The organism is Paraglaciecola sp. MB-3u-78 (assembly GCF_002835935.1).
Taxonomy (GTDB): Bacteria; Pseudomonadota; Gammaproteobacteria; order Enterobacterales; family Alteromonadaceae; genus Paraglaciecola.
This window is the reverse complement of record NZ_PJCF01000003.1, coordinates 401,574-415,824: the sequence shown is the minus strand read 5'-3', so window position 1 is coordinate 415,824 and position 14,251 is coordinate 401,574. Positions and strand designations below refer to the sequence as shown.

9 protein-coding genes and 2 pseudogenes are annotated in these 14,251 nt (G+C 43.3%); 3 read left to right on the top strand and 8 right to left on the bottom strand.

Features of this window, described 5'->3' with window-relative positions; translation table 11 throughout:
* Positions 1-237: 237 nt before the first annotated feature.
* From CXF95_RS05775 to CXF95_RS05760, 4 genes are all read right to left on the bottom strand, one after another.
* Positions 238-3,372 carry an efflux RND transporter permease subunit gene (locus CXF95_RS05775; RefSeq protein ID WP_101197792.1) on the bottom strand — a complete coding sequence of 1,045 codons (3,135 nt, stop codon included), beginning with the start codon at positions 3,370-3,372 and terminating at the stop codon, positions 238-240.
* Positions 3,372-4,493, bottom strand: coding sequence for an efflux RND transporter periplasmic adaptor subunit (locus CXF95_RS05770; protein ID WP_101197969.1), 1,122 nt, complete (start codon positions 4,491-4,493; stop codon positions 3,372-3,374). Before CXF95_RS05770 ends, CXF95_RS05775 begins: the two co-directional genes overlap by 1 nt.
* Positions 4,494-4,672: 179 nt before the next feature.
* Positions 4,673-4,909: a DUF2164 domain-containing protein gene (locus tag CXF95_RS05765; RefSeq protein WP_101197791.1), complete on the bottom strand. Its 237-nt coding sequence runs from the start codon at positions 4,907-4,909 to the stop codon at positions 4,673-4,675.
* A gap of 62 nt (positions 4,910-4,971) precedes the next feature.
* Positions 4,972-6,777: a PLP-dependent aspartate aminotransferase family protein gene (locus CXF95_RS05760; protein WP_101197790.1), complete on the bottom strand. Its 1,806-nt coding sequence runs from the start codon at positions 6,775-6,777 to the stop codon at positions 4,972-4,974.
* Between the two features lie 156 nt (positions 6,778-6,933).
* Between CXF95_RS05760 and CXF95_RS05755 the strand changes: the two genes are divergently transcribed.
* The gene (locus tag CXF95_RS05755) at positions 6,934-7,848 is read left to right on the top strand and encodes a D-2-hydroxyacid dehydrogenase (RefSeq protein WP_232787667.1); all 915 of its coding nucleotides are present in this window, start codon (positions 6,934-6,936) and stop codon (positions 7,846-7,848) included.
* A gap of 91 nt (positions 7,849-7,939) precedes the next feature.
* On the opposite strand, the gene CXF95_RS05750 is transcribed toward CXF95_RS05755, so the two are convergent.
* Complete coding sequence (locus CXF95_RS05750; RefSeq protein WP_101197788.1) at positions 7,940-8,734, bottom strand: hypothetical protein; 795 nt, start codon at positions 8,732-8,734, stop codon at positions 7,940-7,942.
* 157 nt (positions 8,735-8,891) lie between these two features.
* On the opposite strand from CXF95_RS05750, the gene CXF95_RS05745 reads away from it, so the two are divergent.
* The gene (locus CXF95_RS05745; RefSeq protein ID WP_101197787.1) at positions 8,892-10,250 is read left to right on the top strand and encodes a glycoside hydrolase family 2 TIM barrel-domain containing protein; all 1,359 of its coding nucleotides are present in this window, start codon (positions 8,892-8,894) and stop codon (positions 10,248-10,250) included.
* Between the two features lie 72 nt (positions 10,251-10,322).
* On the top strand, positions 10,323-10,694 hold the full coding sequence (locus CXF95_RS05740) for a DUF2750 domain-containing protein (RefSeq protein ID WP_101197786.1): 372 nt from the start codon (positions 10,323-10,325) through the stop codon (positions 10,692-10,694).
* Between the two features lie 317 nt (positions 10,695-11,011).
* On the opposite strand, the pseudogene CXF95_RS05735 reads toward CXF95_RS05740, so the two are convergent.
* The 3 genes and pseudogenes from CXF95_RS05735 to CXF95_RS05725 all read right to left on the bottom strand — a co-directional run.
* Positions 11,012-11,320 (bottom strand): annotated as a pseudogene (locus tag CXF95_RS05735) (transposase); the annotation flags it as partial.
* 20 nt (positions 11,321-11,340) lie between these two features.
* Positions 11,341-12,594 (bottom strand): annotated as a pseudogene (locus tag CXF95_RS05730) (IS1634 family transposase); the annotation flags it as partial.
* A 27-nt stretch (positions 12,595-12,621) separates the two neighbouring features.
* A complete protein-coding gene (locus CXF95_RS05725) occupies positions 12,622-14,238 on the bottom strand; it encodes an IS66 family transposase (protein WP_101197785.1) in 1,617 nt (538 codons plus the stop codon).
* Positions 14,239-14,251: the final 13 nt, after the last annotated feature.

The window sequence follows — 14,251 nt, the reverse complement described above, 5'->3', positions numbered from 1 at the left end:
ATTGCGACTCATTATAAGTCGATAGTAAGTACCACTTAAAATACATTAGCATGACTTATTATTTATGTTTGTTTGTGTTTGAAGTCAGTCATAAAAAATCGCAAGTAACTGACTACATGACATCAAAAAACCACTTCAAAAAGTAAGTACACACTTACTCTTAATCACCAATAATAATCAGCATTACAATTTGAAACGACATATACATAATAATGTAATGTCGCAGCCATGAGTAACCTATGGTGAATATGCGGGATGTAGATTAGGCTTAACCAGTGATTTATCTTTACGTTCATCCCGCTTGGCTTTTAGGGCCAGCATACAAGGTGTCAGAACTAAAGTGAGCACTGTAGCAAAAGCTAATCCACCCGCCACTGCGGTAGCGAGTTGTGACCACCACTCTGTAGATGGGCCGCCTATATCTACATTACGGCCGATAAAGTCGATATTGATCTCTGCGACCATAGGCAATAAACCTAAAATAGTGGTGACTGTGGTCATCAGTACTGGACGCAAACGCTGTGCACCTGTACGTAAAATGGCTTCCATGGCTGGCACACCTTCTTTACGCAATATATTGTAAGTGTCGATAAGCACGATATTGTTATTCACCACTATGCCCGCTAAAGCGATCACCCCAATACCTGACATCACAATGCCGAAAGGTTTTTGAAAAATCAGTAAGCCAAGAAATACGCCTACAGTAGAAAACAACACTGCGCTTAAAATTAAGAACGCTTGATAAAAACTATTGAACTGGGTAACCAGAATAATCGCCATCACAAACAGTGCAATTAAAAATGCTTTCTCTAGGAACTGGGTCGATTCATCTTGTTGTTCATTTTGCCCTTTGACCGTTAGACTCACTCGAGGATCTAACCCCAAGGTGGGTAACAGTTCCTGTAATTTAGGTAGTTCAATACTTAATAACTCTCCGGGCACCATATTCGCTTGTACGGTAATCACTCTTTGACTGTCTATATGTCTGATAAGGTCGGTTTTAGGTTTGGCAGTGCGCTCTACAAAATTAGAGATGGGTACCATGCCACCAGCCGTTTTCATTCTAAGTTCATCAAGTTTTCCAATAAACCGCGACTCAAGAGGATAACGCACCCGAATATCTAACTCATCATCCACATCATCTGGGCGGTACTCGCCAATTTTTAAGCCATTAGTGATAAATTGCACTGTGCTACCCACCAACGTTGCATCGGCGCCAAAGCGCGCTGCATCGGCTCGATTCACTTTGAGCTGCCATTCAATACCGGGTTTAGACGCGGTGTCACTGATAGACGTAAACTTATCGTTATTATCTAAAGCTGTTCGTATTTTGTGAGCTGCCTCATCTAACAATTCGGGGAAACGTGATGACAACTGGATCTGTAAATCTTTACCGGACTGTGGACCACCTTGATCGGGGGAAATTTCTATATCCATTCCCGCCATACCCTTTAGCCGAGCCTGGACTTCTTTGAGTACCTCATCAGAATGCGGGCGTAAACGCCAGTCCACCAAATTCAGTCGCATATAACCTATTTGGTCTTGCCCACCCGTACGTACATATAAGGTTTCAATGGCTTGCATATCGAGCAAACGATTTTCAACTTTACGCACCACTTGGTCTTTTTCATAAATCGACATATCGCCAGCACTGCGCACTGTGACGTTGATCCCACGCACGTCAACATTAGGGAAAAACTGCGTACCTAAACCCGATAATCCATAAGCAGTAAAAGACACAAAGGCGACGACTATAGCGGCCAATAAAATCTTCCATGGGTGCTGAATAGCTATGGCGAGCACTCGAATATATTTACCCGTGAAACCCTGTAAGTTTCTAATGTCACCCTTTTCCGCTTCAAGCAATTGCTGTTTATCGAATTCAGAAATATACCTAGGTTTACCAAATACCCCCCCTAACACCGGCACAAAAATCAACGCCATCAACAATGATGCGGACAACACCGCAATCAGGGTAAAGGGCAAATATTTCATAAACTCACCCATCATGCCCGGCCAAAACATCAAGGGCGCAAAAGCAGCCAAGGTGGTGGCAGTAGAAGCAATAATAGGCCAAGCCATACGCTGTGCAGCTTTGCTGTAGGCCACTTTTTTGTCCATGCCTTCACTCATACAACGATCGGCGTATTCGGTTACCACTATGGCGCCATCCACCAACATACCCACTGCCATAATGAGTGAAAAAAGCACCACTGTATTTAAGGTGTAACCAAACAAAGAAATAATCAGAATGCCCGTCAAAAAAGAACCGGGAATAGACACGCCAACCAAAAGTGCGGTACGCAAACCTAAAATAGCCAAAATCACAATTGCCACTAAAATAACTGCGCTGGATACGTTGTTTTGTAGATCGTTTAGCATCATGTTGACATCAATAGTTTGATCGCCGGTGTAACTCACATTAATGCTGGCGGGCCAGATTGTTGACCCTTGGGCTGCTGTGACTAACGCTTTTACGTTAGCCACAGTTTCCAACATATTTTCACCGGGGCGTTTTTTGACTTCGAGTGAAACTGATGACGCGCCGTTTAAGCGGGCAAAACTAGTTGGATCTTTATAAGAGCGCCTGACTTGCGCCACATCCTGAAAGGTAATGACACTGTCACCTTGTACCTTAACAGGCTGTTCCATCACATCTTTCACTGATTCAAAAACAGAGGGGACTTTAACCGCAAAACTACCTTTGCCATTATCCATAGTACCGGCCGGAACCAGTCGGTTGTTGCTGGATAATAAATTAAAAATGTCAGTTTGATCGAGTCCATAAGATTCCATCAACAAGGGATCTACCACAATCTCGACGATGTCTTCACGATCGCCACCAATTTCCACTTCAAGCACTTCACTTATGCCTTCAAGCCGATTTTTTAGCTCACGTGCCACTGTTACAAGGGCTCTTTCTGAAACAGGTCCTGATAACACCACCGTCACAGCAGCTTGCTGCCCTGCCATGGTCACTTCGTGAATTGTTGGCTCTTCCGTTTCTGATGGCAGCTTTGCTCTGGCTACTGTGACTTTGTCTCGCACATCAGCAAGGGCCGCATCAGAATCAAGGCCAGCAATAAACTCTAACGTAATACTGGCAAATCCCTCACCGGCGGTGGCCCGCATTTCTTTTACCCCATCAATCGAACGCAACTCTCGCTCCATGGGTTTGACTAACATACGTTCAGCGTCTTCTGGGGAAATACCGTCATGTATGATTGACACATAAATCACGGGAATAGGCACGTCTGGGTTAGACTCTTTGGGAATATTTGAGTAAGTCACCACACCAGAAACCAGTAACAGTACAAATATCATTAGCACAGTTCGGCTATGGCTTAAGGCCCCATGAATCAAATTGTTCATTAGTTAGCCTTTGAAGAAAGGTTGTTTGAGGAACTGCTGCCTTCATCAGTGCGCACCACCTCAACCTTGTCACCATCTCGCACAAAACCATGTCCAAGGATAATAATATCTGCTTGTTGCCCCATGCCAGACAACCACACACCTTGACTATCACTCTTAACAATATCGATAGGCACAAATTTCACGAGTTCATCTACCACGATTTTCACCCCTAAATTTCCCTGTTCATCCAGAGACATCACAGCAGGCGAGATACGCATTGCCCAGGTTGTCTCTAGGGGTAAAGCTAACTCAGTACTCATGCCTGCCATTTGAGTGTAATTTGGATTAGGCACCTCCACCTCAATTTTAAAGGTGTTGGTGCCCAGCTCTGAAATGCTGGAGATATACCGAATCTTGCCTTGTAATATATCGCCTGACACCATACGCCCAGTTGCCTGTTGTTGTGTTTTTAGTGCTTGAACATTGACCTCTGTTACATTGGCAGTGATCACCAAAGGGTCTAAGTCAACTAAGATGGCGATATTGTCACCTTCTTTTAGAAAGTCACCTACTTCAACGAATCGTTGATTTATAATGCCATCAAAAGGCGCAATAATTTGTGATTTAAATACGGCTAATTGGTAGGACACCATATCCGCTTTTGCCATCTCCAAATTAGCAGTCGCTTGGGCCAAAGCTGATTGCGATTGATAACCTTGTGCTTTAAGAGATTGTGCGCCTTTAAGCTCCACTTCACGGAGTTTTAACGTCGCTTTTGCAGACTTTAAGCGGCTCACATAATCACTTTTTTCAAGGCTGATAATTTTTTGGCCTTTACTGACACGCTCGCCTTCTTGCACATACACTTCTTCAACTAAGCCTTTCACCTCAGAGCGTAACGTGGCGATTCGATCTGGTTCGGTCCTACCGTACAAACTGATTTCGCGGGTAACTTCATCAGCGGTAATATGTTCTACCGTCACTTTTACTAATGGTATTTCGGTGCTTTTGCGTTTTGAGGAATCATTTTCGTTTTGTGCTTTTAGCATACCTGAGGCAACCCATAAACAAAGAGCAATAAATATGATCAAAGCAATCCATGCTGGTTGCTGCCTTAGTTTGTTAATGGTGAACGCCATGATTTGTCCGAGAAAATTTAATTGCACGTAATTTACCTTTTTTTTGCAGCAATATCATGGCGAAAATCAGCAATTAGGCAGGGAAAGTGTTACTAAATGCTTTGATTGTTACAATACGCCATAAAGGTTAAGCCATTAAAATTGTATGCTAAAAACGACTTAATCTTAACCTGAATTATTTACTGCTCCAGCTGATAAATAGCATCGGTAAGTGAATCCATTCTGTCCACTAAAACGGCTTGGGCATCGTAAAGGCCCTGATTGTAATAAATGGCCCCCATTTCTTTAGAAATGAAGTCTAAAAGAAAGTCAGCATCAAATTGGCCTAATTCAACATCCAATTCTTTGCTCATGTACTTTTGTAGCTTTTGAATCAATTGTTCTTTCTGTTGTGCCGGAAATTCAATTTTTGACATCTATAGCTCCTCAAAATAAACGCCGAGTATGACATACTCGGCTTACAAGCTACGGCCTTAAACTAAGACAACATGTCACTAATTGAACCACCACTAGAGAAGTGTTGGTTGCTCACCCGCAAACAGGTTTGTAAATATAATTCGTCTATTTCAGGCGCTGACATAAATTGCTCGCTAAAACCCGGAATAACGGGGTCTATGTGCAACTTGGCGCTGTTGATAAAGTGGGCGATTAGTTCTCGTACATTGTCTGTACCCATGGCTATACGCATGGTTGTCAGATAGATACCACTTTTGGCTTGTGCCTCTGGGTCTAGCTCACTGTGAGAGGTTAATGCTGGGCATAGTACAATGGTATTGTGTTGACCAATGCTCACTTGATGGCTAAAAGCCGGCTCAAGGGCATCAAAAAAGCGTACAAAAGTGTCGCGACTCATGTCAGTGCCTTGCATGTCCACCGTAAATAATGCGCATGGCCAACCGTGGCGCATTTGTCCTTCCCGTAACGCCGCATTTGGGTGACCTTCTATCGCATGGCAATTAACATTAAAGCTTTGGTGTGAAGCTAAAAACTGGCTAAATACAAAAGTATTGATCACCTTTTGCATAATACGCATTTCAAGGGTTTTCATACCGGTTAATACATCAAAGGCTTTTTCAGAGTCTAAAAAAGCGCCCTTTATGTAATACACATCCCAGAACATGGTTTTTGACCAATCATATCCATTTACACAATCGCCTTTACCTTGGAACATGCGATAGGCTTCACCAATCACTACTCCCGCTGTGGTAGCCCCACTACCACAAATGTCTTTGGTATAACTATGCATCACATAATCGGGACGTTCTTCTTTATCTAGGCGCTGTAGAGGCTGATGCAATATAGGTGTGGCGAGTGTGGCATCTAACATCACAGTATGGCCGAATGCGTGGGCTATTTTACTGATCCCTGCAACATCGAGCACATAACCGTGTGGGTTACAGGGTGATTCCATATACACATGCAATGCATGGTTTGTGTCGAGGCGCTCTGAGTGTTTAGCTTTCGTTTCTTGTAAAAAGCTTGCGAACTCATCTGCCGAATATCCATCGAACCATTCAAGTTGCACGTTCATGCGATTTTCACGGGCAAAATAATCGTGCAATAACTGATACACACCACCATATACATTGCGCGAGACAATCAACACATCACCATGATTCAGTATATTTGATAACAAAGCATCGATAGCCGCCATGCCTGAGTTAAAGTTCCATGCTAAATAATCAGCAGCATAAGGCCCCGCTTCCAAGTCGACTATGGCGTTAGCCAATGAAATATTAGTGGGATTAAGTAAACGTGAATATATCTGATGGGTGGATTCTTTGCCTTGAAAGGCATCGTCCACCCATTCAGTACAGGCATAAACATAAGTAGCGGTTCGCACCACGACTGGTGTGGCTGAAAACAAGGCTGTGACATTATCAAACAAAGGGTAATGACTTTTACTCACTTGAGAACCAGATTGTTTACTTAAACTTTGATAGGTGGCACGAAACGGGTTTTGCAAGGTATCCAAAATTTTTGCAATCTGAAAAGACAAAAACTTTTTGGCGTTAAAATAGGCCACCTTGTTTTCTTTACTCAAACCTTCAAGGGTATCGCTGGTGATCTGCCAAAGCTGCTGCATATTGGCTTGGGTATAATACAAATGCTGAGCTGTGTTAAACAAAGCTTGCCCATATTCGCTATTTTTGTCGATACCAAAATGAGCCAATTGTTCGTCTGTTAATTCATCTATTGTGGTAGCTTGCGTGGTGTTTCTTTTTGGCGATAGAATTTTTGCCTGTTGCGTGACTTCAATGGCAGTTGTATTTTTGGCACTCATGTTAGTATCTCTTTGGATAAAAAGTTGCGATACCCAAGAATAACCGAATTTAATTCAAACTTAACACCATCTTAACAAATATAGTTTTCCAGAACGACAACTTAGTAATTTAATCTTTACATGGTATCTATTTAACTTATGTATAACGTAGCCATTTTGAGTCGTGATTCAGCGATCTACAACACACTTTTAAAAGCAGCACAGTTGCCACATATAACATTAGTATTAGTCGATAATAAAGCGGCTGTTTTTGATTATTCACAGGTAGACATTTTATTTGGCGATCCTGATTTAACCTCACAAATTGTTAGCCAATGTACGAGATTGAAATGGCTACAGTCTACTTGGGCTGGTAACGCGGCTCTTTTTTCATCAGATAAAACTGATTATCAACTGTGTGGGGTAAAAGGTGTATTTCAGCAAGCCATGCAAGAATACGTATTTGCTTACCTGCTGTATTTCTCCCGTAATTTGGCTGGATTCAATCAGTCACAGAAAAGCAAAATTTGGGCAGCACCAACTTATCGATCATTAGCGGGCAAAACCTTAGGCATAATGGGGGTAGGCAATATAGGTCAAGCGGTTGCCAAAATGGCCAAACACTTTTCAATGAACACCCGTGGCTATACCAGAAGCAGCCGTGACTGCGAATTTATTGATCAATATTACACTTACAACGACGAGCAAAGTTTTGCCACTGGCCTAGATTACCTAGTGTGCTTATTGCCCCAAAGCAAGGCAACTACAGGGCTAATCGACAGCGCGTTTTTATCTTATTTACCTGAACACTGTGTATTGATCAATGCGGGGCGAGGCACAACAATAGTGGATACCGCTTTAATCGGGGCCCTGAAAAACAACTCACTAAAAGCTGCGGTGTTGGACGTTTTTGAGAAAGAACCATTGCCTGAATATCACCCATACTGGGACTTAGACAACCTCTACGTGACACAACACACAGCGGCAGAATCCTTGCCTGAAGATATCTTTCCACTATTCAGTAGTAATTACTGTCGATATATCAAGGGGGAAACACTTCAAAACGTTTTAGATTTTGCCAAGGGATATTGACGAATTGCCTGCCAAGGACAAAATTTTTATGACTTAGATGCAATATTCGCAGCTCGAAATTTATGCTGTATTGCCACTTAGTGCCGCTCAACTAATCCAATAAGCTTGCTGAAAAATCTGCCATGTTTTGTGGCAACATAGGGTTAGTTAAGTTAAATCTCTGTCTATTTTGCAAATTTAATCGCTGGGCAACATCACCATGATGGTGACTAAACAGTGTTGCATGTTCGCCGTTGATGGCTATCAATTTCAGCCCCTTTTCTATACGTTCGGCTAAGACAGGATTACAAGGGTTGACATAAAACACCAACGGAAAGGGATAATAAAGCATAAGAGAAGGCTCAATGCTGATACCACCGATTGGCAAAGCGCGATGCTTAAATATTTCCTCGATTTCATTGACCCCCAAAGCGACGTAATCAAACGTACCATTTTTTAATAACAGAAATAAATTATCCAAGGTTCCCTGCTCAATCACCTTATATCGATTATGTCGAAACAGGTCAGCATCAGCCCAAGTTTCAGGAATGCCAATAGATAATTGTTGAAGCTGCCGTGGTTGTTTAATTTGCGAAAATTTGCTCAAAGACTGGTCTCTAACCAATAATAATCGATAACCCAATAACCCTTTAGTGAGTGGTTGCCCACTCACAATTTTTTGTTTGTTTTGAAATTTTACATTGCCGGCTACCGTCACCAGAATGTCTGCACCGCTAGCAAAGATATTGGCTTCATCTTCTGCACTGGGATAATCAGTGTTATCGACTCGAACGCACACTGAACCATATTCTTCATTAGTTGCTTTTAAACATGCTTGAAGCAGCGCTGTTTCGTAGCTCTGCCTTGCTGAGGACTTATTGCCATTCCAAAAAACTACGTTTTGCATCCGCTTGATCCTTTCAATAGCCCTATTGGCCGATTTAAATCTTGTTTATCTACGCAATGCTTGATGCGTAGAATACAATTTATTATGGGATTGAACCTAGCAATAATACTTAGCAAAAGCACTTAGTTATACTACTCAAGCAATTTATGGACACCAAATGCAATCTAATTTTTTTATGAGCTCACGTTTTCTTTTTTCAATATTATTTTTGGCCCTAAGCAACTTATTAGTCGCATGCACCAGTTCAACTCAAACACCGTCAGTGGTAAAAATAGTAAAACAGGGCAATCAATATTCTCTGACGGTGAATGGTCAGCCCTATGATCTAAGAGGTGCGGGCTTGGGTTATAAAAACGATGCAAACGTTGTAGCCTTAAAAGAAGCGGGAGGTAATACCTTTCGAACCTGGGATTTAGACTCTATCGAACAAGAACTAGCGATAGCTGAAAAAATGGGACTAATGATCGCAGTAGGTTTAGTAACAGGTAAAGAATTATTAGGCTTTGATTATAATGATGAAGCAGCGGTGGCTGAGCAGTTTAATCGTGTCACTGCTGCCATCGAAAAATACAAAAACCATCCAAACATACTGTTATGGATAATTAACAATGAACCCAATTTATTGTATGACGAGGCAGGAAATTTAACCGCGGTTAACCCTAAGGTCTATGCCGCTATGGGTGACATCATTGATCATATCCATAAAATTGATCCCAACCATCCTGTTACTTTCAGTCTAGCGGGTCACAATCCGAAAGATATCGCGCAGGTGCTAAAGTATGCACCCAACATCGATATTTTAGCGGTGCAGAGTTATGGCTCTTTAGTCACGTTACCCGCTAGTATTGCCGAAAGTAACGTTGATAAACCTTATATGGTGACCGAGTTTGGTCCCGTAGGACATTGGGAATTACCCTCCACCGATTGGGGCAGAGAGATTGAAGAACCCAGTGCAGTCAAGGCCGCAGGCATGGCCAAACGTATGCAAGACATCATCCTTGATGATAAAACAGGTAAAATTATTGGTAGCTTCGTATTTTTCTGGGGGCAAAAACAAGAACGTACACCGACCTGGTATGGCATGTTTAACGAAGCGGGTGAACAAACAGCACGCATCGACGAACTGACTCGTATGTGGACAGGAAAATACCCAGCTAACCGCGCACCGCAGTCTAAAGCTATCACCATCAATGAGACTCAAGCGGTTGACAACATTCGTTTAAAACCAGGTCAACCTGCCACAGTCAAAGTGCACGTTTCCGATCCGGAAGGCGATCTATTAACGCATAAATGGGTATTGATGCATGAAGTTGAAACGCGCAGCCAAGGGGGGCACTTTGAGGCAAAACCTGCAGTACTGGCATTACAAATAATGGCATCTGACATTCAACCAGATTACGTAGAAATGACCTTTAGCGCGCCTGATGAAGAAGGGGAATATCGTTTATTCAACTACGCTTATGACGGAAAAAACAAAGTAGGTAATGCAAATATTCCATTTATGGTTGAGAATTAGCATCACCTAAAGACTCAAACAAGTCATCGCTTGAGTCTTTTCTTTTTCACACTATCGATATTTGGATCATTCATGTCAGACACCCTAGACAATATTACGCAATTTACACCAGAACAACGTCTCTCTTATCTAGTAAAAGAATGCATCTCACATAAACAAGTATGGATACTGACCGACCAAGATGGGTGCGTGATGCTTAACACTGAAGATGAAGATTGCACCCCCGTCTGGCCAAGTGAAGCCTTTGCTCAAGCTTGGGCTACTGGAGAGTGGTCAGAATGCGAACCTAAAGCGATTGATTTAAAAACCTGGCACAGCCGCTGGACCCAGGGTTTAGAAGACGACGATGTCGCCATTGCGGTTTTCCCTAGCGAAGATGAAGAAGGGCTAGTGATTTCAGCCCAAGAGTTTGATTTTGAATTAAAGACCAAAGCGAGAAAATAAAGCATTTCTGGATTAATCCTCACTCGCTCTACCAATGCTTATGAATGGAACTTCATCGAGTTGACAGACTGCAATGAGCGAAAAGCGGACTTTAACTTCTGTCATTCTTAAGACAGCTGATCCGACAGGCTGTGTAAAAACTCGGATTACAACCGCCAAATCTTACCCTCTGTGATACTCAACCTTCCAAATGACTTAGTCACTGATTATTAGCGTTAGCGCGGAATTTTGGATTTGGAGTGTTAAGGCGGGTTGTTAATGATAAATGTGACGATTAGAGGCTGTTTTATCTCATGAATTCAGGCTAAATCTCCCCCTTATTGCCTGATGGCCTCCATCAAACCAGTTGTCCCCATTATTGTCATCATTCTCTTCAGGTTATAAGCCAGCACATGCAGGTTCATCTCGATACTGACATTCTTTTTACGTTTCATTAAGAAGTGCGTCGCGCCCATCCACATTTTAATCGTACCAAACGGATGCTCCACGGTTTGTCTTCTTAACACCGATATCTTTGGATTATCATCGAGCCGCTACTGCATCGCGTCTATCTCTTCTTCGTGAACCCAGCGTCTCATTTTCCTTGGCTCTTTTAATGACTTCGTGCATTTATCTCTAATACTACAACCGATCTTCCGCACCCACTTTAAGAATAAATTCTCCGGTATACATCACCAAGGCAATTAATGATGATGTGTTGTCGTTCTTTTAAGTTCATCACCAGCGGAATGTGTTCAGCTTGATACAGAACCGTAATATTTTCGAAGCATTGGAAAACCCATCGAGCAGTGGGTGTTTGGCTTGGCTTTTTTTTCTGGTCGGGGAAGTAACACGCCTTGTCTTTGAGTGTTTTGCGGATTTGATGCTCTAGACTGGCGTACACCATTAAACAACTGGTCATGACCATCAGTAAGGCTTCAATACGTTCTGGCTTCTTGAGGTAAATGGCACTGGTTAGGAAGTCGGGACTTTTTAAGAAACGAAAGCCTTTTTCAACATTTTGCTGGGCTTTGTAGCTGCTGAGTAAACTGGCCATATCCAAATCATCACTGACATCATTGGTGGCAATAATGAACAGTCCGAGTTGCTGTAAAGCGGTTTGGCGTGATATCAGAGGTGTGCATAATTCGCCCGTGATTTGATATTCAATGCGCGTGGGTAATTCGCCTCGTTTAGGTCGTCCTGCGTTTGCATATACCGCCACTTCAATTGCTCGGGCATTGACATCACACACGGTTTGTTTACTTCGCCATTTTACAATGGCGCTTTGTGCATCTTGGACGCAGGCAAAGCGTTGTTGGCTTAACTGTTTGAAGCTTTTTCGCGCTTGCTCGCCGGCTTTTAACATGCGCTTGTTTAAGTTGTGTTGCTCACGCTTGTAAGCCTGCTCACTGCGAATGAGTAACCATGTTTGTTTAACACCGCCATATTCGCTGTCATAACTGACGCCTTCATAGCCTTGGGAAATAGGGGTAAACAGTAAAGTGGGGGCTTGTGCAACCAGTGCCTTCGCTTCTCTCAGTGTTTGCGGCACCCGCGTGATAAATAATTGACCTTGGGCGTCTAATTCCTCAATCGTTTCTTTGACATAAAGCGCCGCATCGGCCACTAAATAGCGGCTGGCTTGAGCCGCTTTTAAACTACCAATATGCGCCTTCACAATCTGTTTAAAGCCTTCCATATCATTGTTGTTGCCACTGGCGGGCTTCATGTACACCGGAATACCCGACTGGTTTTCGCAAATGAGATTTAATATCACCTGATTGAGCTCAGGGCGATGGTCACGTGAATAGCCTTGGGCAATGCGAATGTGTCCAAACTCACCCACTGGTGTGGCTTGGCCATCATAATGGAAACTAGTGGAGTCGAGATGCACCGCTTGGCAATCTAACCCTAGATGATTGTAAGCGGCTAATCAACCCACGTATCAAACAGTCGTAATACTGCGCTTATAGTTCCACGGCAATAACGCTTCAAAATCTTCCACCGTTTCCGCATAGGGTATCGCTTTGAATATAGTATTGAGATATGCGTATGGCTCAATGCCATGTAACCGAGCGGTTTCAATCAAGCTGTAATGTGCGGCACTGGCGTTTGCGCCAGCAGGTGTGTCGGCGAATAACCATGCACGCCTCCCAACGGCAAAAGGGCGAATGGCGTTTTCAGCCATAATGTTACTGATGCGAAGCTGCCCATCTGTGCAATACACAGTGAGTTTATCCCACTGATTATGCAAGTAGGTCATGGCCTTGCCAGTTAAACTGTCGGTGGCCACGCGCGGTTTGTTTGCCGTGAGCCATGCCTGCAGTGTGTTTAATATCGGCATGCTCTTAGCTTGGCGAACGGCCAGTCTTTTCTCATTGCTAGCATGTTTGATGGTGCGCTCAATCCCATAGAGCTTGTTAATCAGGCTCAAGGCCATGTCGGCTTTGCTGGCTTTTATTTTTTTCCCTTTAGGTTGTGATTGCTGTGCCTCGATGAATTTGCGGCGAGCGTGATCCATACAGCCTAATTGAATGAGCTGGTTTTTGCGGCACACTTCGTTGTAACCTGCATAACCGTCGGTTTGCAGGTAGCCATGAGTAAATCCATGTAGCAAGCGCATAGGCACATGGCGAGCACGCGATGGGTCATAGTCAAACAGCACGCTTTGTTGGTCGGCTTTACCGCCGAGTGTCACCCACATAAATTTATCGCCCGTGGGCGCAAGCCCTGGCTCTTTTAATACCTGAATGCGGGTTTCATCCGCCATAATGAGTGAGCCGGCATGCTGAGTCTCCCTTAATAAGTTAATTAAGGGTTGGATTTGTTTGCCTAGCGCAATGACATAGTTGGCGAGTGTTGTTCTTGATATGCTGCCCCCGTATCGTTCGATAATCCCCTCTAATCGATAAAGCGGCATGCCATCGGCGTATTTAGCAATAATGATGTAGGTCATTAAGTTGATACTGCCCATGGCTTTGGGTACAGGGTGTTTAATGACCTCAGCCGCTTTCATGGTGGTTGTGCCTTGTTCGTCTTTAAACACCGCCTTTTCCTGCATGTACTCTAGTACCTGTACTTTGGCAGGGATAATATCTAGCTCTTCTCTGACTTTCACAAAGAAGGTATTGATTGCGCCTTCTTTTTCAGTATCTGACAAATACGCAAACACTTGGGTGCGTGGTAGGTTTTTAGCAAAGGGTTTGCGACCGGTTTTGGCTTTAGGCTCGCTTGTGGTCGGTAACTCAGGCTCAGTTTGTTCTGGCTCACTGGTCGCTTCGGCTTCGTTGAACAAGTTACCTTGCTCTGGCGGGGTTTGTTCAGAGCTGCTGCCAAAGCGTTTGCTATTAGATAAGCGTAAATACTCTTCGAGTAACTCAACGCGCTTTTTAAGTGAATCGATGACATCAGACTTCTTTTCGATGATGTCACTTTGCTCTGCAATCAGTGTTTCTTTTTCCCCAATCACCCCGTCTTTTTCAGACAGCATAGCTTGCAACCTTGACATGGTATCGGTGTCGCTAAAAGCCTTGTTTTTATGGGTGTTGGGCGGTAATTTCATGCCCGATATTATA